Raw genomic sequence first — 25,315 nt, 5'->3', positions numbered from 1 at the left:
ATAGCGTATAAATATTCACTTAATTTGTGTGTTCGGTCTTATTAATAGTGTCTAATGGCGGCGAAAACTTGTTGAAGTTTTTCGCGGCTTTTAACGCCGGGGCTTGTTTCAACGCCTGAGTTGAGATCCAAGCCAAATAAATCTAGTGTTGTTTTCTGGCTAACCGCCTGCGCTATATTATCGATAGACAACCCGCCCGCTAGAAAACAATGACTTAAGTCTTGCCCAGAATCGGCTAACGCTCGCCAATTAAAGGTTTCACCACTGCCGGCATTTTTGCCGTCTAAGACATAAAACTGCGCATTACTTATTAACTCAGGTACTTCGTTTTCGACCGGCAAAGCTTTCCAACTTTGGCAGCCTTTTGGAAGTAATGGCTGCAATGAAGCGATATATTGTGAAGTTTCATTACCATGAAGTTGCACCGCAAATAAGTTTAGCTTGTGTGCAAGTTTCGCCACTTCTTCAATGGCATGATTAACAAACACGCCAACGTAACGTAAAGAGGGAACCTGCTCGACAATCATTTTTGCTTGTTGTTCGTTAACATACCTTGGCGACTTTTCAGCGAAAATTAAGCCACCAAATTGTGCGCCGGCATCAACAGCACTTTGGGCATAGTCAACTTGTGTTAAGCCGCAGACTTTATTATTGCCATAAATGAGTTTACGACAAGCTAAATCAATATCATCTTCTGCCATGATTGAACTACCCACTAAGAAGCCATCAACTGCTGGCGCTAACTCGCGAACTTGTTCGTTGGTATAAATACCCGATTCAGATATAACGATGCGATCAGCAGGCAGTGTCGGCGCATAGTCAAAGGTTCGAGCGATATCGGTGGATAAGTCGCGTAAATCTCGGTTGTTAATGCCAATAAGTTTAGCGCCTAAATCAATGGCTCGATCGCGCTCTTCATCATTAGATATTTCAGTCAAGACCGCTAAGTTATATTGCTCAGCGATAGCAGATAAGTCTTTATATTCTTGGTCTGATAAAACGCTTAGCATCAATAAAATCGCATCGGCACCGTAATATCGCGCCAAATAAACTTGATAGGCATCAACAAAGAAATCTTTATTAAGTACTGGACAATTTACCGAGTCAGTCACTATTTTTAAATATTCAAAAGTGCCTTGAAAGTATTTTTCATCGGTTAAAACAGAAATAGCGGCAGCATATTTATCGTAAATCTGGCAAATAGCCTTAGGGTCAAAATTTTCGCGTATTAAACCTTTCGATGGCGAAGCCTTTTTACACTCTAAAATAAAGCCAGCATGCGCGTGACCTTTTTTTCTATCAAGTGCACCGTACATATCTTTTTGAGTGGGTACTAAAGTGTCAATAAATTCACTTAATGGAAAATCAATTTTACGTTGCGCTATTTCGATACGTTTATCAGCAACAATTTTTTCTAATACATTTGCCATGTTATGCCATTGCCTTTGAGTCTAAATTTGAGTTTGAAATCACGACCATATTTTTTAAAGTCGTTAATGCTTTACCTGAAGCTAATACTTCTCTTGCCATGTTAGCGGCTATTTTTAAATCAGTTGCTTTATCATGTAGGTACAATAATGCGGCACAATTAATAATGACGGCGGCATTATGAGCAGCCTTGCCATTACCACTAAGAATTGCGCGAATATACTCAGCATTTTCTTGTGGCGTACCGCCCTTAATATCTTCTAATGTGTAACTGGGTAAACCAAAATCAGCGGGAGAAATGGTTCGGCTTGTACACTGACCATTGGCTATCTCGCTAATTTGCGTTTCGCCGTGTAAGGCAATTTCATCTAAACCGCTACCGTGAACGACCCAACCACGTTTAACCCCAGTTAACAGTAAACTTTTTGCCATTACATCGATAAGCGCTGGTGTATAAACACCGAGTAACATAGTGCTCGGTGAAGCAGGATTTACTAATGGCCCTAATATATTAAATAAAGTGCGCACACCCATAGATTTTCTAACCGGAGCTGCATGTTTAAAACCCGGGTGATAAGCCGGAGCATATAAGAAACATAAATTTGTTTGCGCTAAACACGCACTTGCTGTCGTTGGCGACATCATTAAATTGACGCCAAAGGCTTCCAATAAATCTGCGGATCCAGACATGCTAGAAACACTTCGGTTACCGTGTTTCGCCATTTTTAAGCCACATGCCGCGGCTAAAATTGCCGCGGTAGTTGATATATTAATGGTATTCGCGCCATCGCCACCGGTACCTACACAGTCAGCAACGTTATGCTCTTGCTGTGGAAATGGTGTTGCTGAGCCTCTTACAGCTAGGGCAGCACCTGAAATTTCGTTAGCCGTTTCGCCTTTTATTTTTAAGGCAGTTAATACACTTGCTAACAGTACGGGCTCAACTTCACCTTTGATCATATTTTTAAAAAAATCTTCAGCTTCAGTCTGACTAATATCATTTCCATCAACAAGTTGTTGTAAAATTTTACTCATAAGAACCTTCCGCTGCTTTGTGTGGTGAAGCCAGTAAATAATCAATAGTTTGCGCTAATAACGTGCCGCCATAAGTCGTTAGGATTGACTCTGGATGAAATTGAAATCCTAAGGCTACGTCCGTCTTATGCTCAATGGCCATTGGTAAACTGATTTGTTCAGATGTTATATATTCAGCAATAATATCAATGGTATTAGGGACTTCACTTGCTATCAGTGAATGATAGCGCGCCACAGGTAAGGGGTGATTTATCTGGTCAAAAACACCGGTTTGACGATGAGTAATACTCGACGCTTTACCATGGACAATTTCAGGTGCACGGATAACTTTACCGCCATAGTGCTCAACTAAGGCTTGATGGCCTAAACAAATGCCTAAGATTGGATATTTACCGGCACATTTGGCTATTAATGCCATTAAACAGCCGGCTTTATTGGGTTCTCCTGGGCCGGGCGATAATACGAGTAATACTCGATCGGTGGATTTTTGCATTTGTTCAAAGATAAAATCTGCCGATAGAGTGTTTCGATAAATGGTCGGTTCAAATCCTAAACATTGAAATTCATCGACCAAGTTGTAAGTAAAAGAATCGAGGTTGTCGAGCATGAAGATTCTAACATTGCCATTAATAGCGGGTTCTTGATGACTATGCATGATTACTCTCCTTGCACGGGGTGTTTAGGTTAGCGCTGTCGCTACTCGGTGCGGCGGTGATCTCAACAGTAAACCGTTCTGCATGTTGAATGGCATTAATGACCGCTTGTGCTTTTTGCTTGGTTTCATTGGCTTCTGACTGAGGATCTGAGTCGTAAACAACACCGGCACCCGCTTGAACATGCGCTATACCGTGTTTAACAAAAGCAGAGCGGATAACAATACAGGTATCCATTTCACCGTCACCGGTTAAATAGCCAACCGCGCCGCCATAACTCCCTCGACGTTTGCCTTCTACTTCTCGAATTAATTGTGTCGCTTTTACTTTGGGGGCTCCCGATAAAGTGCCCATATTCATACAAGCCTGATAAGCGTGCAGAGCATCAAGATCAAGCGCTAAGGTGCCACAAACTCTAGAGACCAAATGCATAACATGAGAGTAACGGTCAACTTTTAATAAGTCAGCAACATAGCGAGTACCTGCTTGACTAACGCGGGCAATATCGTTGCGGGCTAAATCAACCAGCATAGTGTGCTCGGCTAATTCTTTTTTATCTAATCGTAATTCAAGTTCAATACGACTGTCTAAATCAAGTGAAATTGAACCGTCTTTATTAAGTCCGCGCGGACGAGTTCCGGCAATGGGATAAATTTCTACTTGACGATTTTTATGTTGATATTTTAATGCAGATTCTGGAGAAGCACCAAAAATACAAAATTCGCTGTCTTTTAGGTAAAACATATAAGGGCTAGGGTTGCTTTGCTTTAACGCTTTGTAAGCATTTAAGGTATTTGAGCACTTTAGCGTAAAGGTACGAGAAGGTACCACTTGAAAAATATCACCGGCGCGAATATTTTCTTTTAACTGATTAACCGTGTCACAGAACTGTTGATCTGAGATGTCGCTACTAACTTCACTTTTTTCAATCGGCTTGTCATAAGGTCTTTCTTGAGCAATATATTGTTGGGCCAAAATATTTTTTATATCGGCTAACCGTTGACGAATTGTCACTAGATTATGATTGGCCGCTTCTCCTGAAAAAATATTACCAATAACTTCAGTTGATTGCGCTTCATGATCGATAACCACAACAGTTTCAGCCAAATAATAGACGAAGTCTGGGCAGGTATTATCACCTTGGCTTACTGTCGGTAATTGCTCGGTCATCGACATCATATCAAAGGCGAAGACACCACCTAAAAATATCGCAAAAGGGTGATTATTGCTATTTTTAAGCTTATTAAATAAGCGTAAACTTTGAAAAGGATTAATAGCGAGTAAGCGCGATTTTTCATCCAGTTGTTGAGTCAGTTCAGGGAAAATGGCGCTAAGTGTTTTATCTTTAACGCTTAACGTAGCGTGTTCAGCTAAATGCTGTTGAGCAAACTCAAGGGCCGATTGACCATTGTTTGTTAACGCTTCAAACGTAACAAGATTACCATGACAGGTTATTTTTAATGCCGCATCGGTAAGTAATAAGCTTTTTAATTGATGTTTTTTATCAATTTCAGCCGATTCTAATAATAAGTTGTTATCACTGTTTTGGCTTAACTGGTGAAATATCGCCAGGGGATCGGTCTGATATTTAACGGTTTCTGATAGTGTGGTAACACTGCCAGTTTGCTTATCTATGGTAAGCGTATTCTGATGATTCATATTCTTTCCTAGCTTTTAACGTCTAATTTAAATTAATGGTCAACCTGCATAAATAGGCAATAGCCACCATATAAACCAACTTTTAACGCGCGTAATAATCATGTTTTTCTCGCCATAGTACTTTAGCTTTGAGCTAAAAAGTAAAAAGCCCACTCATTATGAAATAAGCAGGCTTTTTGAATTTTTACGTACAAGTAAACATCACAACCCACTTATGCAGATTTATGCCACCAACAATTCATCGAAATAGTTTGTTTTACTTGTATCATTATTGTCTTCATCTCAGTAAAATTGCCTTAGCAATTAATTCCCCTATAGAAGAACCGATTATGACTGTATTGTCAACCTCTGATTTAGCTGATTATTATAGCCTACGGGTCGATTTGCACAGTCATACCAAATGTTCTGATGGAACACTGACGCCGCAAGAGCTTGTTGAACGGGCGGTTAACTTCCAATTGAATGTTTTAGCTATTACCGATCACGATACGCTTAAAGGTTTATCTATAGCTAAAGATTATATTCTAGAAAAAAATCATCCATTAACCATCATCAATGGCATCGAAATATCAACCAGCTGGCATGGTTTTGAAATTCATATTGTTGGCTTAAACATCGATGAAAATAATGAACAATTACAAACGTTAATTGCCAGCCAGCAAGCAGCAAGAGAATTACGTGCCACCACCATGGGTGAAAAACTCACCAAATGTGGCTTCCCTGGCATCTACGAGCAAGCGAAAGAGCTTGCAGGGCAAGGCTCTATAACGCGGGCACACTTTGCTAAAATATTATTGCAAGAAGGCCATGTTGATCATATGCAAAAAGCCTTTGATAAATACATTGGCAAAGGCCAACGCGCGTTTGTAAAGCCAAACTGGTGTTCTATTGAAGAAGCGATTGCCGCGATTCATCACGCCGGTGGTAATGCGGTGATTGCCCATCCGGTTAGATATGACTTATCAACCAAATGGTTACGCCGCTTAGTGGTGCAGTTTAAAGCGGCAAAAGGTGATGGTTTAGAAATAGTATTACCGCAAATGGCTAACGAACAACGAAAATTAATGCTAAGCTTTTGTTTAGAATATGATTTACATGCATCTATGGGCTCAGACTTTCATTATCCAACACGATGGAGTGATTTAGGACGTAATTTACGTATGCCCGATCAGGTGAAACCCATTTGGGATCTTTGGCCTAACGCCGTTAAGTGAGTTACTAATTGAGCAAGATAGGTATACCCGAGCTAGTCGTAAGTGAGTAGTAAGCTTAACAACCGTATTAACACCTAAAGTAACACTTAAATTAACACCGAAATTAACATCAACATCTTAGTGGAGAAAATTTATGAGTCAGTTTTTTTATGTACACCCAGATAATCCGCAAGGTCGTTTGATGAAGCAAGCGGCGGCTATTATTCAACAAGGTGGTGTCATCGTTTACCCTACCGATTCAGGCTATGCTTTAGGTTGTCATATCGGCGACAAAAAAGCGCTTGAACGTATTTGTAATATCCGAAATATCGATAAAGATCATAATTTCACCTTAGTGTGCCGAGATTTATCTGAATTATCTGAGTATACCCGTGTTGATAACAGCGCCTATCGGTTATTAAAAAGTAATACCCCAGGTCCTTATACCTTTATCTTTAAAGGGTCAAAAGAAGTACCTAAACGGTTATTAAATCCGAAAAGAAAAACCATAGGTATTCGGGTGCCTGATAATGCCATAGTGCAAGCCTTACTGGCTGAGCTGCAAGAGCCTATTATGTCGACAACGCTAATTATGCCGGGTGAAGAACGAGCAGAGTATGACCCTGAGCACATTCGCGATATTTTAGAGCACCAAGTTGATTTAATCATTAATGGTGGGCACTTGGGTGAGCACCCAACCACCGTCATTGATTTTTCTGATGATGAAGTGAAAGTTATTCGAGTCGGTGAAGGCGACCCAAGCCCTTTTGAATAACTACAACTTATTATGGATTAATAACGAGTGAGTCAGCCCGCTAATTCAAAAGAAAAAACTATGCCACGAGAGATGGTTCAGCAAGTATTACCGCTGGCATTGATCCGTGGTGAAGTGGTGGTTAATAAGCCAAAAGATTTATTTATTCCGCCTGATGCCTTAGAGGTTATTTTAGAGTCATTTGAAGGACCACTTGATTTATTGCTTTACCTTATTCGTAAGCAAAAATTTGATATTCTAGATATGCCTATTGCGCCCATTACCACACAATATATGCAATACATTGAATTGATGAAAGAAATTAAAATGGAATTAGCGGCCGAATACCTAGTCATGGCTGCCATTTTAATGGAAATAAAGTCACGTTTGTTATTACCAAAACAAGCGGTAGCTGATGAGGATGAAGACCCACGTGCCGAATTAGTACGTCGTTTACAAGAATATGAGGTGATCAAAAGTGCTGCACAACAACTTGATCAAATTCCTCGTCTTGAACGTGATTTTTTTCAAGGGAATGTTGAATTATCTGAAGATTTTCAAGCCGCCGTTTTTCAGGCTGATGTCGACTTAAGTGAACTTGTTAGTGCTTTACAAGGAGTACTTAAACGTACCAAAGCACTCGAACATCACCATATAGAAAAAGAATCTTTATCAACCAGAGAGCGGATGTCATCAATATTAGCGCAGTTAAAGTGTGCTGCCGAAAATAGCTCAGCTTTTGTTGAATTTAGCGCTTTGTTTACAGTCATTGAGGGCAGACAAGGTGTTGTGGTAACTTTTTTAGCTATTTTAGAGTTGATCAAAGAAAGTTTGATAGAATGTGTACAAACTACCATTTTTGGTCAATTAAGAGTGCGTTTACCAGTATGACAACGGTTGAAAAAATAAAAATAGCTAAACTTATTGAAGCGGCTTTTTTTGTTAGTGATGGACCTTTGAGTGTTAAGCAAATAAAAACAGAGTTATTAGTTAATTATCAGCTAAATCACCAGCAAATTCGTGATGTCATCGGTGAATTGGTGATAAAATATAAAAATTCAGGGGTTAACTTGGTGCAGGTTGCTTCAGGTTACCGATTTGAAACGATTAGTGAGCTTAATGAAGACTTAGCTATTTTTGTTGCTAAGCTCACCAAAGAAAAAGCGCCTAAGTATTCGCGAGCACTTTTAGAAACGCTTGCCCTTATTGCTTATAAACAGCCAATAACCCGCGGCGAAATTGAAGAGATTCGCGGAGTAGCGGTAAGTAGTTATATAATGAAAACATTATTAGAAAGAAACTGGGTGAAAGTGGTTGGTAATAAAGAAGTGCCTGGGCGGCCATCGTTATATGCGACCACAAAAGCATTTTTAGATTATTTTTCATTAACTTCATTAAGCCAGTTACCCGAATTATTGCCTATGGCTGATTTAGGCGCTATAGATAAACCTTTGCAAGCATTGGTTTAGTTATAGCAACAGCACCCGTATTAATAAAAATATACAAACACTATTTATTTTAGAGACAGCAACGTAGCGGAAAATACCGTGAAGTTACTGACGTAAAGAGAGTTAAAGCCATGTCTGAAAAATTACAAAAAGTCCTTGCCCGTGCCGGTAAAGGTTCACGCCGTGAAATGGAAACCTTCATTAGTGCTGGTCGTATCAGTGTTGATGGAAAAACCGCTTTTTTAGGGGATCGCATCGAAGGAAGTGAGCAAATTCGTCTTGATGGTCACATCGTTAAGTTAAAACCTAAAGAAGACGATTTATGTCGTGTCATTATGTACAACAAGCCCGAAGGCGAAATGTGTACCCGTAAAGATCCTGAAGGCCGTCCAACGGTTTTTGATCGTTTACCGCCACTAGAGAATAGTCGCTGGGTTGCTGTTGGTCGATTAGATATTAACACCTCGGGTATGCTGTTATTTACCACAGATGGTGAGCTTGCTAATCGCTTAATGCATCCTTCACAAAAAGTTGAACGTGAATATGCAGTGCGTGTCTTTGGCGAAGTCAATGAAGCCATGCTGCAAACATTGCGTGCGGGTGTTAAATTGGAAGATGGACCGGCGAAGTTTCAAAAGATCACTTACAAAGGTGGTGAAGGCCGTAATCATTGGTTTCATGTGGTACTTTCTGAAGGGCGTAACCGTGAAGTTCGCCGTTTATGGGAAAGCCAAGAAGTTCAAGTCAGCCGTCTAATTCGTGTGCGCTATGGCGATATGGAAATGAAACGACAATTACCTAATGGTGGTTGGACTGAGTTAGCTTTACCTGAAGTCAATTACTACCGTAAATTAGTGGGTTTGCCTGTTGAAACACAAAGCAAAGTAAAAGTGGACGAAAAAGTGATGGATAATGCCAAAAGCCGTCGTATTCGCCGCTCAGTGAAAAAACATCAACAAAGAAGTCAACAAGCAACGCGTCGTCGCCGTTAGTCTTTTGTTGATATTGTTGCATAAGCTGTCATTAATTTTTTAAGGGATAAACTTGAATAAAACTTACGTAGAAGATCATGCCTCATTGGTTGTGCTTTGTCAGAAACTTGCGCAAGCAGACTTTTTGGCAATAGATACCGAATTTGTTCGTACTCGTACCTTGTATCCAAAATTAGGTCTTATTCAAGTGAACGACGGGGAAAATTTAGCGTTAATTGACCCCGTTGCGATAGATGATTTATCACCCTTTTGGCAGCTACTAACCGATGAAAAAATTTGTAAGGTACTGCATGCTTGCTCAGAAGACTTAGAAGTTTTTCTGACTGCGGCAAATTGTCGTCCGGTTAACTTAATTGACAGTCAAATAATGATGTCGTTTCTTGGTCATGGTTTATCAATGGGCTATGCCGCAATGGTCAACCATTATCTTGATATAGAAGTTGATAAGTCAGAGTCTAGAACCGATTGGATGAAGCGTCCTTTAAGTGCTAAACAGCTTGATTATGCGCAAGCAGACGTCGAGTATCTATTTCAACTTTACCCGCGTATTCGTGATGAACTTGAGCAAAAAGGCTGGCTCGATGCTGCGCAGGAAGAAAGTGATTTACTGATAGAGAAAAAATTTACGCCTATCGATGAAAGTAAATTATATCGTAATATCAAGTTAAGCTGGAAACTCAGCGCTAAGCAACTGTACATCTTGCAACACTTAGCCAGTTGGCGTTTTCAGCAAGCGAAGAGTCGTGATATGCCGATAGGCTTCATTGCCAAAGATCACACCTTATTTGCTTTAGCGGTTCATAACCCTGATAACGTTGCGGTTATGGCCAACCTTGAAGGCGTCGAAATGCTTGATGTTCGCCACAAGGGCAAAACAATGTTGATGGTTTTAAAAAAGGCTGAGCAAGAAGATTGTGGTCAATACCCAGAGAAAATTTTTCGTCTTGATGAATATCCGGGTTATAAACAAATCTTTAAGAAAGTGAAAAACTTTGTCGCTGAACAAGCGCTAAACGCTGAACTTATCCCTGAAAATTTAGCCTCGAAAAAACAAATTAATCAATTTTTGTCATGGCATTTTAAATTACATAATGCGCCCGAGTATAGTGAATCAATTGATATATTGTCGGGCTGGCGTAAAACCTTGTTCGGTGAGCAATTAAATTTATTCGCTAAAAATGATTTTAAATAAACTGTCTATTAGGCATTTTAAAACACTACAACTAAAAACATAGGTCTACTTTATGCTGTGTACCATTTATAAAAGTACTAAAAAAGCGCAAACATATCTTTTTGTTAAACAACGTAATGATTTCTCATCAGTACCGGCACCCTTGATGTCGATTTTTGGTACGCCAACACTTGTTACTGTGATGAATTTAGCAAAAAAAGAAAAGCTGGCACTAGCAGACATTGAAAAAGTAAAAGCAAATTTAAATGAGCAAGGGTTTTACTTACAGCTTCCACCACCCGTAGAAAACTTACTTGACCAACATAAAACGGAAATGAAAATAAAAAATAACAATGATGATTAAGGAGTGTTACATGTCGTTTTGCTTTGATATTAAAAAATATAGTGTGCTAATGAGTTGTTGTATTTTGCTTTGTTTAACTAGCTCTGCTCAAGCGGCAAAAAAAAATCTAAGCGCAGCGGGTTTTGAGATATATGTTGCCACACTCAAAGTAGAAGCGCTGGACAAGGGCTATGACACGGCACTTGTTAATAACGCCTTTTCACAGGTCAAATTTCACCAGCGTGCGGTAAAAGCCGATCGTTCTCAGCCAGAAACTGTTGAAACTTTAGATACTTATTTACCAAAACGTGTTCCTGACTGGAAAGTTAATAAAGCGCGTGCACTGTATAAAGAACATTTACCCTTGTTAACAAAAATTGGTAAAGAATATAACGTTCAACCCCGTTTTATCGTGGCGTTATGGGGGTTAGAAACAAACTTCGGTAAAATCATGGGTAATTATAATGTTATTTCGGCATTAACCACGCTTGCGTATGAAGGCCGCCGTGAAGTGTTTTTTAAGAAACAACTTTGGGCTGCGTTAACTATTGTTCAGCAAGGACATATCAGTGTTGAAAAGATGAAAGGCTCTTGGGCGGGTGCTATGGGGCAAAATCAGTTTATGCCAACCTCGTTTGTTGCTTTTGCGGTCGACGGAGATGGCGATGGCAAGAAAGATATCTGGGGTAATTTAGACGATGTGTTTTCGTCTATGGCTAACTATCTTAAAAAAGAAGGTTGGAGCGACGAATTAACTTGGGGTAGACAGGTTAAATTACCAGCAGATTTCGATAAGTCGTTGGCTATTCCTAAAAATACGGGTAGTCGAGCAAACTGGTTAAAAGCTTGGGAAAAAACAGAAAAAACCTTAGCACAGTGGCAAGCTTTAGGTGTTAGGCGTGCCGATGGTACTCACTTACCTAAAGTCGATATTAAGGCTGCACTAGTGTTTCCTGATGACGAAAATGGCCGTGTTTATTTAGCTTATAATAATTATAAGAGTCTAATGCATTGGAATCTATCTTATTATTTTGTTAGCTCGGTCGGTCATTTATCAGACAGAATAAAATTTCCACCTATTCAGTAAAATTCATTCGATTCACCAGAGAAAATAAAAGAGAAGATATTTATGAGCGAACAAGCTCCTTTTTGGCAAACCAAAAAATTAGAAGAAATGAGTCGACCTGAGTGGGAGTCTCTTTGCGATGGTTGTGCTAAATGCTGTCTAAACAAATTTATTGATGATGATGAAACAACCCAGGAAACTGAGTTACTGCCAACCACTTATATCAACGAAGGTGAGCAGATTCATTACACCAATATTGCTTGCCATTTACTGAATGAAAAAAGTTGTCAATGTTCAAAATACGAACAACGTACCACTTTAGTGCCTGATTGTGTGCGCTTAACACAAGAAAATTTAGACGGTGTTTTTTTCATGCCGCCTAGTTGTACCTATCGTCGTCTAAAAGAGGGACGTGGCATGCCTTCGTGGCATCCACTGCTTAACAACGGCAAAAAGACAGCCATGCATAAAGCGGGGATGTCGGTTCGAGGAAAAATAGTTAAAGATGACGATGTTGCGATAGAATATTTTGAAGATTTTATTGTTTCATGGCCGCTAAATGATATCGATTAATTTTATGCTTTGCTTTCCTCTATCTAAAAGGTAAGTGCAAAGAGTGATAGCAACAAGGATTGACGGCTAACGCTTAATTGAGTCGTGACTCGTTGCCCATGGTTCCAACGCTAATTATAATTCTAATAAAGTGAAATATAGATGATCATTGATGGTAAGCAGGCAGCTGCTGATTTACGAAAAACACTAACGCTTCAAGTCGCCCACCTTAAAAAAGATAAGGGAATTGTACCAGGCTTAACTGTGGTACTCGTTGGGGAAGACTCAGCAAGTGAAGTTTACGTGCGTAATAAAATAAAGCAGACACGTGATGTCGGCATGATTTCTAACGAAATTAAATTGCCTCATGACACTAGCCAAATACAATTATTAGCCGAGCTGCAACAGTTAAATAGTGATGATGCGGTGCACGGTATTTTAGTACAATTACCCTTGCCAAAGCACATTGATGAAAGCGTTATTATTGCGGCTATTGCTCCACATAAAGATGTTGATGGTTTTCATGCGATGAACTCGGGTCGCTTGTTAAATGGCGAGCCAGGCGCATTAGTGCCTTGTACGCCGCAAGGCTGCATTATATTGGTTAAACAACATTTAGGCGAAGACTTATCAGGATTGCATGCGGTTGTCATTGGTCGCTCTAATATCGTTGGTAAGCCTGTTGCTTTGTTACTTCTACAAGAAAATTGCACAGTAACCATTGCTCATTCCCGCACTAAAAACCTAGCAGGTATTTGTCAGCAAGCCGATATTTTAATTGCGGCGGTTGGCCGAGCTAATTTTGTTCAAGCCAGTTGGGTAAAACCAGGCGCAACTGTTATTGATGTCGGTATTAACCATATAGAAGATGAGAACGGCAAAGCTAAACTTGTTGGTGATGTCGACTTTGCTAATGTTGCACCGGTTTGTGGTGCGATAACACCGGTACCGGGTGGCGTTGGCCCAATGACCATTGCCTGCTTATTAAAAAACACCCTTATAGCCGCAAGCACTAATGGTTAATTTTCTATAAAATAAGCGGCTTACAAGTGAAAGCTAATAAATTTTTTTTAGCTTTCTTTACTCTTAGAAATCTTCCTAGCAGTGGCTCAGGTAATTGTTGTTCAGATATTTTTTCAAAGCCATTTTGCAGATAAAAGTGATTTAGCGTTTCATCAGCAAAACAGAAGATTTCTTGGTGTTGGTGTTGAGTGAAAGCAGAGGTTAATAGCTGTGAGGCTAACGTTTGTTGTCGAAAGGCCCGTTCAATAACCAATGCATGTAAAAACGATTGTTGGCTATTTTCTGACAGCGTTGAAATTATAACCGCGCCAATAATCTCTGATGAGCACTTAAGCAAGTAAGCGTTGTCTAAACCCATTAGGCCTGCGCTGTAATTTTGCTGTTTATAAAAACGCATCAGTGATTTTTTATCACTTTTAGTTGCGAGAGAAAAAGTCGTTTTCATTATCTGTCTTTTGATGATTGGCTGCTTATTATAAAACAAAAAACCAAGCAGGTTGCTTGGTTTTTAAACTTCAGTGTTCGTTATATCCTAAGCGCTTTTTCACCACGGGCAATACCGACACAGCCAGAACGCACCGATTCAATTATCTCTGTTTCATTGGCGAGTGTCGTGATAAAAGCATTAAGCTTTTCAGCATCGCCGGTTAATTGAATGGTATAAACTTGCTTACCAATATCGATAATTGAACCCCTGAAAATATCGGTAATACGCTTAACTTCAGTGCGTGATTTATCATTCATCGCCAAAACTTTGATCAGCAGTAGTTCACGTTCAACATGGCTACGCTCGGTTAAGTCGGTAATTTTGATGACATCAATGAGTTTATTAACTTGTTTGACGATCTGCTCTAGTACTCTATCGTCGCCTCGTGTTGCTATAGTAATACGCGACAAACTTGGATCTTCAGTGGGAGCCACTGTCAAACTTTCAATATTAAAGGCTCGTTGAGAAAATAAGCCAACAATACGTGATAAAGAGCCCGGTTCGTTTTCTAATAAAACAGCTAAAATTCTGCGCATTATGCTTTTACTCCTTTTTTTATCCACATATCATCAATTGCGCCCAATCTTATCTGCATTGGGTAAACATGTTCGTTTTCGTCAACTAATACATCTACAAAAACTAAACGATTTTTAATCGCAAAGGCTTCGGTTAGCTTATCTTCTAATTCATCTAAATGGTTTATCTGCATACCTACATGACCATATGATTCAGCAAGTTTTACAAAGTCAGGAAGCGACTCCATATAGGAAGATGAATGACGACCGCCATAAACCATATCCTGCCATTGGCGAACCATACCTAATGAGCGGTTGTTTAATGAAATAATAACCACAGGTAAGTTGTACTGTAGGCACGTTGAAAGCTCTTGAATATTCATTTGAATAGAGCCATCACCCGTTATGCAAATAACATGACTTTCAGGGAAGGCTAATTTAACCCCCATAGCAGCAGGTAAGCCAAAGCCCATTGTGCCTAGACCACCAGAGTTTATCCATTGACGAGGTTTAGCAAACGGGTAGTATTGTGCGGCAAACATCTGATGTTGACCGACATCAGAGCAAACATATGCTTCACCTTGGGTAATTTTATACATAGCTTCGATAACACGCTGGGGTTTTATTTGGTCTCCTTCTTGGACATAAGCTACGCGGTTAATGTCGCGCCAGTTATTAACTTCTTGCCACCACTGAATTCTTTCTTCTTTATTAGGCTCGAAGTCTGTTGCCGCTAATTCATCTAATAACTGTTGTAACACGACCTCAAGTTGGCCAACAACCGGGATATGAGCATTTATGGTTTTCGAAATAGAAGTCGGATCAATATCAACATGAATTATCTTGGCATCGGGACAAAATTTCTTAACATTATTTGTGACACGATCATCAAAGCGAGCACCAAGTGCAAGAATGACATCAGCATTTGCCATCGTTTTGTTGGCTTCAACTGAACCATGCATGCCTAACATACCAATATAGTTTTTATGAGTGCCTGAAATGCCACCTAAACCCATTAAGGTATTAGTAATTGGGGCATCTAACTTTTCAACAAGTTTTGTTAACAAGCCTGATGCATTGGCGATAATGACACCACCCCCCGAATAAACAACCAGCTTTTTAGCCGTAGTCATTGCTTTAACGGCTTTTCTTATTTGTTTAGGGTGACCCTTAATGCTTGGATTGTATGAACGCATCTTAACATCAGTTTCAATATGAAATTCGCCCATGCTGGTTGGCATTAATAAGTCTTTGGGCAGCTCAATAACCACAGGTCCCGGTCTTCCAGTACTAGCAATATAAAAAGCTTTAGCAATAATATTAGGGATATCTTCAACCACCCGGCAGTTAAAACTGTGCTTAACGATGGGACGAGAGCAGCCGACAATATCAGTTTCTTGGAAGGCATCATCGCCAATAAGTGTGGTCGGTACTTGTCCTGAAAGTACCACCATAGGAATTGAATCCATGTAAGCGGTAGCAATACCCGTTATACAGTTTGTTGCCCCAGGACCTGATGTGGCAAGCACGACACCTACCTCGCCGGTGGCCCGAGCAAACCCATCAGCCATATGGGTTGCCGCTTGTTCATGACGTACTAAGATATGCTCAACGTCTGTTTGCTGAAATAAGGCATCGTAAATATCTAAAACAGTACCACCTGGGTAGCCGAAAATGTACTTCACGTCGAGTGCCGCTAATGCTTTTACTACCATCTGTGCACCAGTGAATTGCTTCTTTGTCATGAGCTTGCCTTCTATAAAGTATGGTTAAACTAAGTTTCAACAATAAAAAAACCCTCGGTCTTGTGCAGAGCGAGGGTTTATTGTATTTGTTATTTAATAACTTTTTTTACACATAACACCAACTCCGCAATGGTTTAATGACCACGACGACAGAGAGGAGTGTAATGAGTAAAAATGTAACATTCATTGTAAATTGAATCCGAAGAAAAGTTATTTATGCCCCTATTTTTAAGATGTTTTGCTCTATCTGTCAATAAATAATTACGATTTAAATGAATATACTCATAACATTTTAATTCTATCTTAATGATTTAGGTATAAGTCCATGCTACCGACGTTACTTTTTTATCATTAATTAGCGGTGTTTGGCCTGCAACGATTTAATTTTATGAGTATCTGAATAAGCTAAATAAAGATCGAAACAAATGGGGGTAGTAAGTTTTTATTTATTAATAAAGTACCAGAAACACTCCAAATAAAGTTGGAACCTGACTTCAACTGGCATAAGTGAACCTTAATCATCATTCAAAGCACATCCTGAAATGACGGTGTTAACGTCTTCTGTGTGTGCATTGAAGAAGTTAGCATTTGAAGTTTTGAGTATTTATCGAGGTCAACAGCACACCGTTAGTTGACCTAAGCATGTAGGTAGCTAACTTGATAATCATTGGCATAGCCGACGTTCCCCAAATTGGTTTTAGACTAATATTATGATCAAAAAATCAAAAAATCAAAATACAGTTATAGAACGAGAACAATATATATGACTGCGGCAAGCTCATTACTGCCCCTCACTCTAGTGGTTGGTTACTAAGGATAATAAGATTAGTTCTAACTAATTTATCATCATGAAGGCTAGTTTTACTGACTATTACTATCCAGTTTCTTAGGTATTTACCTACACAACCTTATAAATTAAACGGTCTTAGTTCACTTATTGCTTAAAGCTCACATAAATTCAAGAAGCCAAAAATAATATTATAAAATCAAGTGGTTGATGAGTTTTTTTTGTGTCAGGATATTTTACAGTATGATTACATATAAACTCCATCGAATCCCCATCACATTGAAATAAAATGACATTTAAAGCTTGGCACATTTTTTGTATTTAGTTACAAAAGTTGATAAATATTTATTTTAACGATTACCTACCAAAACTAATGGAAAGGGATTAAAAAGGAACAACGAATGAAATTTAAATTATTAAAAATGACAATGGCCACTTTGCTTGCCGGACTTATGTCGATTGGTTCTGCAAATGCCTCCCTTATCACCTTTGAAATGTCAATTGTGGCTGACAATGACTTTGCAGTGTTTAGTGGAGACGGCACAAATATCAACAACATTTTGTATCAAAACAACGTTGGTTGGGGTGCCCAAATAGGAAATTTATCCACTCTCAGCTTTACTCTTGCTGCCGGTGATAACAAATTCTATGTTTTAGGGATGGGAGGTGGTGGTCAAGAGGACATTAGTGGTTTGGTTAACGGTGTGAATATGACATCCGTATCAGTTTCAATGAGCTCTAACCTCACATCATACCTTAGTGGTTACAACGCCTCAGCAGTAGCGGCAGGAGCATACAACGCTAGTCTAACGGATGTGCAAAATGCGTTCTCAAATGTGACATGGGCCGATGCAGCCTCAAATTTCAATACGACTCAAACCGTAATTAGAAGAGCTGGTTACGGTTCGGGATTCGCATTTTCTCACCTCAATGCACACTTATTTAGTTTCGATGCGGTTGACGTAGGTGTACAGGTTCCAGAGCCATCAACACTTGCTATTTTTGCGTTAGGAATTATTGGTTTAGCATCGCGTCGATTTAAAAAACAATCTTAACCATTTAAAATTGTTTATCCTAGAAAACATCAATTGTAATGATTGGTGTTTTTTTTGTATCTAGTTTATAGTTTTAGCCCAAAAACATTCTGTCGAATGACCGCCAAACAAAGCGGACTATTTATTGTGATAAATACGTGTCTAAATTAGGTCTGCTCTGTGGCATTAGTGAGCCTTAGATAATTAATTTACCGACCATTTTTATGTACTACTGCCAAGGTCTTTTTAGTGTGATTTACGTAAATGAACATAAAAAATTTTTCCTATATTTTCTAATGAATCTATTTTGCTGCTAAATGAATAAATGAATAAATGAATAACTGAATGATAAATTTGGTACGTTTATGTAACATAGGAATTTAGACGAGTTTATCTCAATTGAATTTTCAACCATTTGTTTTTTATCGGTTTACACTGTTTGGAGTATGTGCATAACGTGCCATTTTTGGGATCGAATAACACATAGCCTGTTACTTTTATTCATAAAAGACACTCAAAACAGATAAGCTTGCTGGCCACTTACTAAATCTATTATATAAAATGTTGTGTGTGAATTAATCAGCTCGATATGTCGACAGTTTAAATCGAAATGCATACTAATAAGGTGTTAGGTTACTAAGGAATATTTATTAAATGCCCTCACCAGTATTTTTGGTCTATGGGGCTCATTACTTATAATCTTTACTAAGCAAGAATAAGGCGTTTAAGTAGGGCAAAAAAGTTGGCTAGAGCCTGTAACAAAATCTGTTACAGGTTCGTATAAATAGTTAAAATATAGTGCTTCGTTACTTAATACTAATATTGGTGTTAATTATTGACTTTAAAGCGACCGACTAAATTTGTTAAATCTTTAGATAAAACAAGTAAGTCATTCGATCCATCGGCCAATGTATCAGCAGTATTAACAATACCTTTTGCCGATTGATTAATGCCACTAATATCGTCATTGATCAAGTCCGATGAACTGCACTGTTGATCTGCGGCTTGAGTAATACGCGAGATATTTACCTTCATTTGTCCAACCAAAGTACTGATTTCGTTAAATGATTGGTTCGCTTGTTCAATTTTATTGATAGCCTGTTTCGATTGTTCGACATTCACGCCCATTTGTTGAGAAACAACACGTGTTTTATCCAGCAAGTTCATTAATACAGCATCAATTTCTTCGGTAGCGCCTCGCGAGCGTTGCGCTAATGTTCTCACTTCATCTGCGACCACAGCAAAGCCTCGCCCTTGCTCACCAGCTCTTGCCGCTTCAATAGCCGCATTAAGTGCTAAAAGATTGGTTTGTTCGGCAATGCTTCTGATAACATCTAATATTTTAGTAATATTCTCACTTTCCAGTTCAAGTGACTTCATCGATTGAGATGATTCACTTAACGATTGATTTAACGAACTCACTTCACTTACCGTGACAGAAATTAACGAAATACCCTTTTTGGAGTACTCTTCAGTTTTCATAATAGTCGTTGAACTTTCTTGGCAGTCGTTTGATGTTTGATGTGCGATATCTGTCATCGTTGCGATAAGGTTATTCACATTATTTATTGATTGTTCTTGTTTATGGCTGACTGATTTTACATCAGCGATTTGTATACCCGATTGATTAGCTACCACATTTAATGTTGATGCACAGGTTTTAATATCAACGACAAGCTGATGAATCGAGTCTAAGAATTGATTAAACCATTGAGCCAATTCACTGACTTCATCTTGACCAATAACCTCTAGTCGCTTAGTTAAATTTCCATCACCTTGTGCAATATCACGCAAACCTTCAGCCACACGGTTAATAGGTTGAACAATTCGATTGGCTAACCAAAATCCTATGGCAATAAATAATGTAACCATGATAAAGGCAATCACGGTAATGGTCTGACTCATATTATATGCAGGCGCTAAAATTTCATCGCTATGGATGACGCCAACAAAACGCCACTTTAGTTCTTTTGAATAATAACTGGCAACGTCAACATCTTCACCTAAATGCTCGGTAGAAAAATGATCTTGATTTGGACTTTTTTGTAATATGGAAAATAATGATGATGATGAAAGATCTTTAATATTTTTGAAGTTATTCTCGGGTGTTTTGGCATCAGCTAATACGGTTCCTGACTCATCAATAAGAATGAGATAGCCGCTTTCACCTAGTTTTGTATTACTTAATATATCCGTTAATGTTGAAAGGGTAACATCTAGACCTTGTACACCTATGATGTCGCCTTGCTTATTTTTGACCACTAATGCAGAAGTTACTACAGGTTTTCCTATGACATCTTGATATGCTTCAGTAATAATTGGAGCGTTTGGAGAGGCTAGCGCCTGTTTGTACCAAGGACGTTGTCTTGGATCATAACCTCCAAGCACTTCTAATGGATATTGAACAAAGCCACCTTCTTTGGTGCCTGTGTATACGTATAGTAAATCAGGGTGTGATGAACCAAAATCTTCATATAGCTTATATAAATTTAATTCTTCGACAGAATCATTTTTTGGCTCCATCATATGATCAGAGTCAATATAAGTATGAGTATTATCAGGAAGTTGGGTTGTCAATTTATTTTGAGCTAAAAATTTTACGTTAGCTTTGATTTGTTGGAAGAACAGCTGAAAGCCGTTGTCTACTTGCCTTAATTCATCCTGAGTGCGTTCCACAAAGCTTGTTGAAGATATAGAAATCGTCATTGATATACTGACAATTGCAATGGCAATAATTGGTAAAATAACCGTAGCAGCAAAGCTCAACGTTAGTTTAGAGCGAATATTCATAAAAATTCATTAAATAATCGTAAATGTAGCCATAATATAACTGAGAATCATACTGAGACCAAGCCCAAATGAGTCAGAGCGAAAGTACTGGCTAAACGACAAAACTGTGACCGATCTTACTTGCCCATTTCAGTATTTTAAAAATCCAAAAATTTTTAAAAAAGCCTCAACAAACTTCACGGAAAATTCTCTCGCCATCTATGACTATTCGTTGTGTTTTATTAGTAAAAGTTTATCAGTGAAGAATAGCCACTTTGCTTTGTCTATAGGTGTTTTAGATTATATTGCCCATTATTTTAAGGATTTATTTATTATATTTACCAATTATTTACATAAATAGCAGGAAATATTCTATATATTTATTACACTTAGGGTTAACTATAACAATAATACGAATTAATAATGTCAAACTTTCTCTTTAAAGAAGAATCTGCAGGCGAGTCCTTAACGTCAAAACCAAAGAAGCACAAGGTCTGGCGGATACTTGTCATTGATGATGATGAATCTGTGCATCAAGTCACTCGACTGGTTTTAGCGGATGCTACTATTGAACACAGAAGCTTGGAAATTGTTTCGGCTTATTCTTCTATTGAAGCTCGTGAGATATTATTAAAAGATGATACCTTTTGCATGGCCTTTGTTGATGTTGTTATGGAAACTGATCATGCAGGTTTGGAGCTTGTTGAATGGATCCGTAATACCTTAAAAAACCAAGCAATACGTCTTATTCTAAGAACGGGTCAGGCAGGATCAGCTCCTGAAGCTAAAGTGATTAAAGAATTTGATATTAATGACTATAAAGAAAAAACTGATTTTACTGCCGGTAAAATGACTACAACTGTCTACGCAAGTATTCGCGCTTATCGTGACATAATGACGATACAGCGTAGTTTAGATGCTTTTAAACAGTTAATAAAAGCCACTCATGATCTTTTGAAAATTAATCAATTCAAGCCTTTTGGCTCTGCTGCTTTAGAACACTTATTGACTTTAATGGATGTTGACAGCTCTGCGCTTTATATTGCCCGAAGCCAATTAGAATATGATGAAACTAGCTCAAATCTGATTATTGCCTGTACCGGTAAGTATGTGAGTGAGTCAGATAGTCTTGAAGCGTCAGATATTTCTAGTGATGTTAAACATTTAATCCAGAAAGCGTTCGAAAATAAAAAGCATTATTTCACCGATGAAATATTTGTTGGATATTATGAAACATCAGGCAATTCAGTCTCAGTACTTTATATTGAATTCGAAGATGACGCAGAGCATTTTAAAGCCAGTTTAGCCGAGTTGTTTGCCACTAATGTTGCCCTTATCCTTGATAGTTTATCCAAACAACATGAGCTAGAGAAAACTCAGAAAGAACTGCTCTATATCGTTGGAGAAGCCATTGAAACGCGTAGTAAAGATACTGGGGCTCACGTTCATCGAGTTGCACTTATTTGTGAACTGTTAGCGAAAAAATTACAACTAAGTGATGCCTTTGTTAATGCTATTCGCTTAGCTGCACCACTACACGATATTGGCAAGGTGGTTATTCCCGTTAATTTACTCCATAAACCGGGCAAGCTTGATAACAACGAATGGGAAATTATGAAAACTCATGCCGACGCAGGGTTTCAATTGTTGTCAAAATCTAAAACGAGTGTTTCAAAGCTAGGTGCAAGGTTAGCACATTACCATCATGAAAATTGGGATGGCAGTGGTTACCCCGATGGCTTAAGTGGTGAAGAAATTCCGCTTGAAGCACGTATTATGGCTATTGCAGACGTTTTTGATACCTTGGGCTCTGAGAGTTGTTATAAAGAGAAATGGTCTGATACCGAGATAAAAGCTTTCTTAATTGAACAAAGCGGCAAAAAGTTTGAAGAAAAAATGATTGATGTGTTTATAGAAAACTATGATGAGTTTTGCCAAATTAGAGTGTTAAATCCAGGTGAATTTCCATTATAAAACTGTATAAGCAACCGAGGTTATTCTTGTCAATTAGGTAAAGAGTAGAACATTTTTATTAATGTTCTACTTTCAGGTTAACATGAACTTAATTTTGGCTTATCTTATCGACCGTGGCTGAACAAGCTTCAAGGAATATATCCATAAAATATTCAACTTCAGGCATTTCTTTTTTTAACCCGTCTAGTTTTATTTCTAATCGCTCTTTAACGTGTAAAAACTCAGGGTTGTGGTGATTGAGCTCATCGAGTGCCTTGATATAAGCGACTAAAATGTCCGCCGCTTTTACTATCGCTTTATAATGGACTTCAACGTTATCTTGAACAATAATATCCGAAAAAAGTTCCTGAAACTCTTCAGGTAAAGACGCTAAACATTCTTTTTCTGCTAGGTACTCTATCTTCTTGAATTCTCTTGCAATTTCTTTATTAGCATATTTAGTTGGGCTAACAATATCGCCATAGCGAGTTTCACTTGCCTCATGATATAAAGCGATAGTGGCGACACGGTCAGCATTGATGTTACCGCCAAATTTCTTATTTTTAATGACCGCTAGCAAGTGAGCGACAATCGCAACTTGATGTGAGTGCTCGGCAACGTTTTCTGGCTTCACACAAAACATTAGCGCCCAACGTTTGATTAACGGCATTCTGAACATCCAAGCTAAAAAAGTACTCTGCATGGTTATTTCCTTAATATAAGTAGTTATTGGCTATAGGTACTGAAAAAATTCTTAAGTTTGGCCATTGCCGGCACTAATTCGTCAACATGGGGTAGAAAAACTAAACGAAAATAATTTTTCTCCTGAATGTTAAACGCACCGCCATGAACCAAAAGAATTTTTTCTTGTCTGAGTAAATCTAAAATCATTTTCTCATCATCAAGAATGTTAAATTTTTCTTGGTCAACTTTAACAAACAAATACAAGGCCCCCATCGCAGGGTTACAAGATAAACCATCAATTTCGTTGATCATTTTATGCGCTAGATTTCGCTGCTTGATTAAACGGCCATCATCCTTTATCAATTCATTAATACTTTGATAGCCACCTAATGCTGTTTGAATAGCATGTTGACAAGGCACGTTGGCACATAAGCGCATTGAAGCAAGAATATTCAAGCCTTCTAAGTAATCTTCCGCATGAAATTTAGGACCACTAATTACCATCCACCCAGCGCGAAAGCCAGCGATACGGTAATTTTTTGATAAACCGCCCATAGTAATAATTAAAACATCTTGTGCCAAACTCGCGGTAGGTATATGTGTAGCTTCGTCATACAAAATTTTGTCATAAATTTCGTCACTGAAAATAATTAAGTCGTGCTTACGTGCTAGTTCAATAATGCCCTTTAACAGCGCTTCACTGTAAACAGCGCCCGTTGGGTTATTGGGGTTAATTAGCACAATAGCTTTGGTTTTATCGGTGATCTTGTTCGCCATATCTACTAGGTCAGGAAACCATTGGTTTTCTTCGTCACAGCGATAATGAATAGCTTTGCCACCCGATAGCGCTACAGATGCTGTCCACAAGGGGTAATCGGGTGCGGGTATCAAGACTTCATCGTCATTATTTAATAACGCTTGCATCGCCATCACAATTAATTCACTGACACCATTACCGATAAAAATATCTTCAACGCTAACATCTAATATACCTTGTTGCTGAAAATACTGCATCACGGCAACACGTGCTGAATAAATACCTTTAGATTCGCAATACCCTTGAGCTGTCGGTAGGTTGCGAATAACATCTTTTAAAATATCATCGGGGGCAGCAAAACCAAACGGGGCAGGGTTACCGATATTAAGCTTTAATATTTTATGACCTTCATCTTCTAACTTTCGGGCTTCGGCGGCGATCTGTCCTCTAATTTCATAACAAACATTATTCAATTTTGATGATTTTTTGATGTTTTTCATTAGCGGCGTCTCATAGAATATTTTTCATATTGTGGTTGATTATGTATCCCTCATTGTTACTAATAATCAACCGCTTTGAAACAGTTACTTGCAAGTTTCTTATAGCATTAATGAAATAAAAGCGTCATCTTGTTATTAATTGAGTGAAATTTAAGCACGGAGGTCAATAATGCCATTACCTTTATTATGGTTAGGGGCTGCTGCAATATCTGCATTCGCGGTAAAAGAGTTAGCCGATGACCGCAAGAAACAGCAAAGAAAACGCTTTTATTATCGTGATGTACAATGTCTCGGTCGGTTTAATGAACATGAATCTCCGGTTGTCCAGTATCCAACCGATTTGTTTACTACCACGGAAAAAGTGAAACCAGAAATTGGCGCAATTGTTTGTTGTGGCGTTGGCGGTATACTTGATCACACCGGTATTTGGGTTGGTGACAATACAATTGTTGAACTCGATGGTAATGGTTTAATTAAAGCTATTTCGGTGCAACGCTTTACTAAAGAGCGCTCAGGAAAACATATTTTTATTGCTTGTGATTCAACAGCAAAACCTTTTGCTAGTGAACTTGCCGCGCAACGTGCTCAGCAACAAATTTTTCAATACCGAGATTATCATATGATAGAAAATAACTGTCACCAATTTATTTGGCAATGTTTTAAACCCCATGATAAGAATTTAACAACGTTTAAGGCGCTTAATATTCGCTTAGCGAAATTATACGATCGGAAAATTTATTGGGATATTTGTGATTGCTGATCAGTTA

The 25,315-nt window shown here is 38.5% G+C and carries 23 protein-coding genes; 13 read left to right on the top strand and 10 right to left on the bottom strand.

All coding sequences use genetic code 11. The features are described 5' to 3' along the window. Nucleotides 1-41 precede the first annotated feature (41 nt). The 4 genes from trpCF to H4J76_RS02900 are packed head-to-tail and all read right to left on the bottom strand — an operon-like array spanning nucleotide 42 to nucleotide 4,775. Nucleotides 42-1,430, bottom strand: a complete 1,389-nt coding sequence (gene trpCF / locus H4J76_RS02915) for a bifunctional indole-3-glycerol-phosphate synthase TrpC/phosphoribosylanthranilate isomerase TrpF (RefSeq protein WP_182215718.1) — start codon at nucleotides 1,428-1,430, stop codon at nucleotides 42-44. A 1-nt stretch (nucleotide 1,431) separates the two neighbouring features. Then, nucleotides 1,432-2,463, bottom strand: a complete 1,032-nt coding sequence (trpD, locus tag H4J76_RS02910) for an anthranilate phosphoribosyltransferase (RefSeq protein WP_182230088.1) — start codon at nucleotides 2,461-2,463, stop codon at nucleotides 1,432-1,434. After that, nucleotides 2,456-3,118, bottom strand: coding sequence for an aminodeoxychorismate/anthranilate synthase component II (locus tag H4J76_RS02905; RefSeq protein ID WP_182230087.1), 663 nt, complete (start codon nucleotides 3,116-3,118; stop codon nucleotides 2,456-2,458). The genes trpD and H4J76_RS02905 overlap by 8 nt, the downstream gene beginning before the upstream one ends. Then, nucleotides 3,111-4,775, bottom strand: a complete 1,665-nt coding sequence (locus H4J76_RS02900; RefSeq protein ID WP_182215723.1) for an anthranilate synthase component 1 — start codon at nucleotides 4,773-4,775, stop codon at nucleotides 3,111-3,113. The genes H4J76_RS02905 and H4J76_RS02900 overlap by 8 nt, the downstream gene beginning before the upstream one ends. Nucleotides 4,776-5,104: 329 nt before the next feature. Here H4J76_RS02900 and H4J76_RS02895 point away from each other — a divergent pair, with 329 nt between their 5' ends. The 10 genes from H4J76_RS02895 to folD all read left to right on the top strand — a co-directional run bounded on the left by H4J76_RS02895 (nucleotide 5,105) and on the right by folD (nucleotide 13,317). Next, nucleotides 5,105-5,989, top strand: a complete 885-nt coding sequence (locus H4J76_RS02895) for an RNase RNM (protein WP_182215725.1) — start codon at nucleotides 5,105-5,107, stop codon at nucleotides 5,987-5,989. Between the two features lie 133 nt (nucleotides 5,990-6,122). Then, nucleotides 6,123-6,743, top strand: a complete 621-nt coding sequence (locus H4J76_RS02890) for an L-threonylcarbamoyladenylate synthase (protein ID WP_070374004.1) — start codon at nucleotides 6,123-6,125, stop codon at nucleotides 6,741-6,743. A gap of 60 nt (nucleotides 6,744-6,803) precedes the next feature. Next, entirely contained in the window at nucleotides 6,804-7,613 is an 810-nt protein-coding gene (locus H4J76_RS02885; protein WP_182230169.1) for a ScpA family protein, read from the top strand. Next, nucleotides 7,610-8,191 (top strand): SMC-Scp complex subunit ScpB, encoded by a 582-nt coding sequence (gene scpB, locus H4J76_RS02880; protein ID WP_182230086.1) that lies wholly within the window; start codon nucleotides 7,610-7,612, stop codon nucleotides 8,189-8,191. Before H4J76_RS02885 ends, scpB begins: the two co-directional genes overlap by 4 nt. Before the next feature lie 110 nt (nucleotides 8,192-8,301). Next, nucleotides 8,302-9,162 (top strand): 23S rRNA pseudouridine(2605) synthase RluB, encoded by an 861-nt coding sequence (gene rluB, locus H4J76_RS02875; RefSeq protein ID WP_070374002.1) that lies wholly within the window; start codon nucleotides 8,302-8,304, stop codon nucleotides 9,160-9,162. A gap of 52 nt (nucleotides 9,163-9,214) precedes the next feature. After that, entirely contained in the window at nucleotides 9,215-10,354 is a 1,140-nt protein-coding gene (rnd, locus tag H4J76_RS02870; RefSeq protein WP_182230085.1) for a ribonuclease D, read from the top strand. Between the two features lie 52 nt (nucleotides 10,355-10,406). After that, nucleotides 10,407-10,697, top strand: a complete 291-nt coding sequence (locus H4J76_RS02865) for a YcgL domain-containing protein (RefSeq protein ID WP_182215728.1) — start codon at nucleotides 10,407-10,409, stop codon at nucleotides 10,695-10,697. 10 nt (nucleotides 10,698-10,707) lie between these two features. Continuing rightward, nucleotides 10,708-11,763: a lytic transglycosylase domain-containing protein gene (locus tag H4J76_RS02860; RefSeq protein ID WP_182230084.1), complete on the top strand. Its 1,056-nt coding sequence runs from the start codon at nucleotides 10,708-10,710 to the stop codon at nucleotides 11,761-11,763. Nucleotides 11,764-11,805: 42 nt separating this feature from the next. After that, nucleotides 11,806-12,315, top strand: a complete 510-nt coding sequence (locus tag H4J76_RS02855) for a YcgN family cysteine cluster protein (protein WP_070373998.1) — start codon at nucleotides 11,806-11,808, stop codon at nucleotides 12,313-12,315. A 141-nt stretch (nucleotides 12,316-12,456) separates the two neighbouring features. Then, nucleotides 12,457-13,317, top strand: coding sequence for a bifunctional methylenetetrahydrofolate dehydrogenase/methenyltetrahydrofolate cyclohydrolase FolD (folD, locus tag H4J76_RS02850; protein ID WP_182215732.1), 861 nt, complete (start codon nucleotides 12,457-12,459; stop codon nucleotides 13,315-13,317). 4 nt (nucleotides 13,318-13,321) lie between these two features. On the opposite strand, the gene H4J76_RS02845 is transcribed toward folD, so the two are convergent. From H4J76_RS02845 to H4J76_RS02835, 3 genes are all read right to left on the bottom strand, one after another. Further along, nucleotides 13,322-13,762, bottom strand: coding sequence for a GNAT family N-acetyltransferase (locus H4J76_RS02845; protein WP_182215734.1), 441 nt, complete (start codon nucleotides 13,760-13,762; stop codon nucleotides 13,322-13,324). Nucleotides 13,763-13,842: 80 nt separating this feature from the next. Further along, nucleotides 13,843-14,340 (bottom strand): acetolactate synthase small subunit, encoded by a 498-nt coding sequence (gene ilvN / locus H4J76_RS02840; RefSeq protein ID WP_070373995.1) that lies wholly within the window; start codon nucleotides 14,338-14,340, stop codon nucleotides 13,843-13,845. Next, nucleotides 14,340-16,064 carry an acetolactate synthase 3 large subunit gene (locus tag H4J76_RS02835; RefSeq protein WP_182215736.1) on the bottom strand — a complete coding sequence of 575 codons (1,725 nt, stop codon included), beginning with the start codon at nucleotides 16,062-16,064 and terminating at the stop codon, nucleotides 14,340-14,342. The genes ilvN and H4J76_RS02835 overlap by 1 nt, the downstream gene beginning before the upstream one ends. A 1,188-nt stretch (nucleotides 16,065-17,252) precedes the next feature. Between H4J76_RS02835 and H4J76_RS19795 the strand changes: the two genes are divergently transcribed. Continuing rightward, a complete protein-coding gene (locus H4J76_RS19795; RefSeq protein ID WP_259364811.1) occupies nucleotides 17,253-17,906 on the top strand; it encodes a PEP-CTERM sorting domain-containing protein in 654 nt (217 codons plus the stop codon). 807 nt (nucleotides 17,907-18,713) lie between these two features. Here H4J76_RS19795 and H4J76_RS02825 read toward each other — a convergent pair. Further along, the gene (locus H4J76_RS02825; protein ID WP_182217045.1) at nucleotides 18,714-20,675 is read right to left on the bottom strand and encodes a methyl-accepting chemotaxis protein; all 1,962 of its coding nucleotides are present in this window, start codon (nucleotides 20,673-20,675) and stop codon (nucleotides 18,714-18,716) included. A 402-nt stretch (nucleotides 20,676-21,077) separates the two neighbouring features. Between H4J76_RS02825 and H4J76_RS02820 the strand changes: the two genes are divergently transcribed. Then, nucleotides 21,078-22,628 carry an HD domain-containing phosphohydrolase gene (locus H4J76_RS02820; protein WP_182217043.1) on the top strand — a complete coding sequence of 517 codons (1,551 nt, stop codon included), beginning with the start codon at nucleotides 21,078-21,080 and terminating at the stop codon, nucleotides 22,626-22,628. Between the two features lie 88 nt (nucleotides 22,629-22,716). On the opposite strand, the gene yfbR is transcribed toward H4J76_RS02820, so the two are convergent. After that, nucleotides 22,717-23,310 (bottom strand): 5'-deoxynucleotidase, encoded by a 594-nt coding sequence (gene yfbR / locus H4J76_RS02815; protein ID WP_070373986.1) that lies wholly within the window; start codon nucleotides 23,308-23,310, stop codon nucleotides 22,717-22,719. A gap of 23 nt (nucleotides 23,311-23,333) precedes the next feature. Beyond that, nucleotides 23,334-24,548, bottom strand: a complete 1,215-nt coding sequence (locus tag H4J76_RS02810; protein WP_070373985.1) for a pyridoxal phosphate-dependent aminotransferase — start codon at nucleotides 24,546-24,548, stop codon at nucleotides 23,334-23,336. 169 nt (nucleotides 24,549-24,717) lie between these two features. Between H4J76_RS02810 and H4J76_RS02805 the strand changes: the two genes are divergently transcribed. Continuing rightward, nucleotides 24,718-25,308, top strand: coding sequence for a hypothetical protein (locus tag H4J76_RS02805; RefSeq protein WP_182217041.1), 591 nt, complete (start codon nucleotides 24,718-24,720; stop codon nucleotides 25,306-25,308). Nucleotides 25,309-25,315: the final 7 nt, after the last annotated feature.

Origin of the sequence: Colwellia sp. BRX9-1 (assembly GCF_014077195.1) — a bacterium.
Classification (GTDB): Bacteria; Pseudomonadota; Gammaproteobacteria; order Enterobacterales; family Alteromonadaceae; genus Colwellia_A.
The sequence above is the reverse complement of the archived record's forward strand: the minus strand, read 5'-3'. Positions and strand labels throughout refer to the sequence as shown.

Bases quoted from the DNA above. Each gene is read 5' to 3' on its own strand.
- yfbR (WP_070373986.1), bottom strand. From the start codon at position 23,310: ATGCAGAGTACTTTTTTAGCTTGGATGTTCAGAATGCCGTTAATCAAA.
- H4J76_RS02835 (WP_182215736.1), bottom strand. From the start codon at position 16,064: ATGACAAAGAAGCAATTCACTGGTGCACAGATGGTAGTAAAAGCATTA.
- H4J76_RS02810 (WP_070373985.1), bottom strand. From the start codon at position 24,548: ATGAAAAACATCAAAAAATCATCAAAATTGAATAATGTTTGTTATGAA.
- rluB (WP_070374002.1), top strand. From the start codon at position 8,302: ATGTCTGAAAAATTACAAAAAGTCCTTGCCCGTGCCGGTAAAGGTTCA.
- H4J76_RS02905 (WP_182230087.1), bottom strand. From the start codon at position 3,118: ATGCATAGTCATCAAGAACCCGCTATTAATGGCAATGTTAGAATCTTC.
- trpD (WP_182230088.1), bottom strand. From the start codon at position 2,463: ATGAGTAAAATTTTACAACAACTTGTTGATGGAAATGATATTAGTCAG.
- H4J76_RS02895 (WP_182215725.1), top strand. From the start codon at position 5,105: ATGACTGTATTGTCAACCTCTGATTTAGCTGATTATTATAGCCTACGG.
- folD (WP_182215732.1), top strand. From the start codon at position 12,457: ATGATCATTGATGGTAAGCAGGCAGCTGCTGATTTACGAAAAACACTA.
- H4J76_RS02820 (WP_182217043.1), top strand. From the start codon at position 21,078: ATGTCAAACTTTCTCTTTAAAGAAGAATCTGCAGGCGAGTCCTTAACG.
- H4J76_RS02860 (WP_182230084.1), top strand. From the start codon at position 10,708: ATGTCGTTTTGCTTTGATATTAAAAAATATAGTGTGCTAATGAGTTGT.
- scpB (WP_182230086.1), top strand. From the start codon at position 7,610: ATGACAACGGTTGAAAAAATAAAAATAGCTAAACTTATTGAAGCGGCT.
- trpCF (WP_182215718.1), bottom strand. From the start codon at position 1,430: ATGGCAAATGTATTAGAAAAAATTGTTGCTGATAAACGTATCGAAATA.
- H4J76_RS02805 (WP_182217041.1), top strand. From the start codon at position 24,718: ATGCCATTACCTTTATTATGGTTAGGGGCTGCTGCAATATCTGCATTC.
- H4J76_RS02890 (WP_070374004.1), top strand. From the start codon at position 6,123: ATGAGTCAGTTTTTTTATGTACACCCAGATAATCCGCAAGGTCGTTTG.
- ilvN (WP_070373995.1), bottom strand. From the start codon at position 14,340: ATGCGCAGAATTTTAGCTGTTTTATTAGAAAACGAACCGGGCTCTTTA.
- H4J76_RS02825 (WP_182217045.1), bottom strand. From the start codon at position 20,675: ATGAATATTCGCTCTAAACTAACGTTGAGCTTTGCTGCTACGGTTATT.
- H4J76_RS02885 (WP_182230169.1), top strand. From the start codon at position 6,804: ATGCCACGAGAGATGGTTCAGCAAGTATTACCGCTGGCATTGATCCGT.
- H4J76_RS19795 (WP_259364811.1), top strand. From the start codon at position 17,253: ATGAAATTTAAATTATTAAAAATGACAATGGCCACTTTGCTTGCCGGA.
- H4J76_RS02900 (WP_182215723.1), bottom strand. From the start codon at position 4,775: ATGAATCATCAGAATACGCTTACCATAGATAAGCAAACTGGCAGTGTT.
- H4J76_RS02865 (WP_182215728.1), top strand. From the start codon at position 10,407: ATGCTGTGTACCATTTATAAAAGTACTAAAAAAGCGCAAACATATCTT.
- H4J76_RS02855 (WP_070373998.1), top strand. From the start codon at position 11,806: ATGAGCGAACAAGCTCCTTTTTGGCAAACCAAAAAATTAGAAGAAATG.
- H4J76_RS02845 (WP_182215734.1), bottom strand. From the start codon at position 13,762: ATGAAAACGACTTTTTCTCTCGCAACTAAAAGTGATAAAAAATCACTG.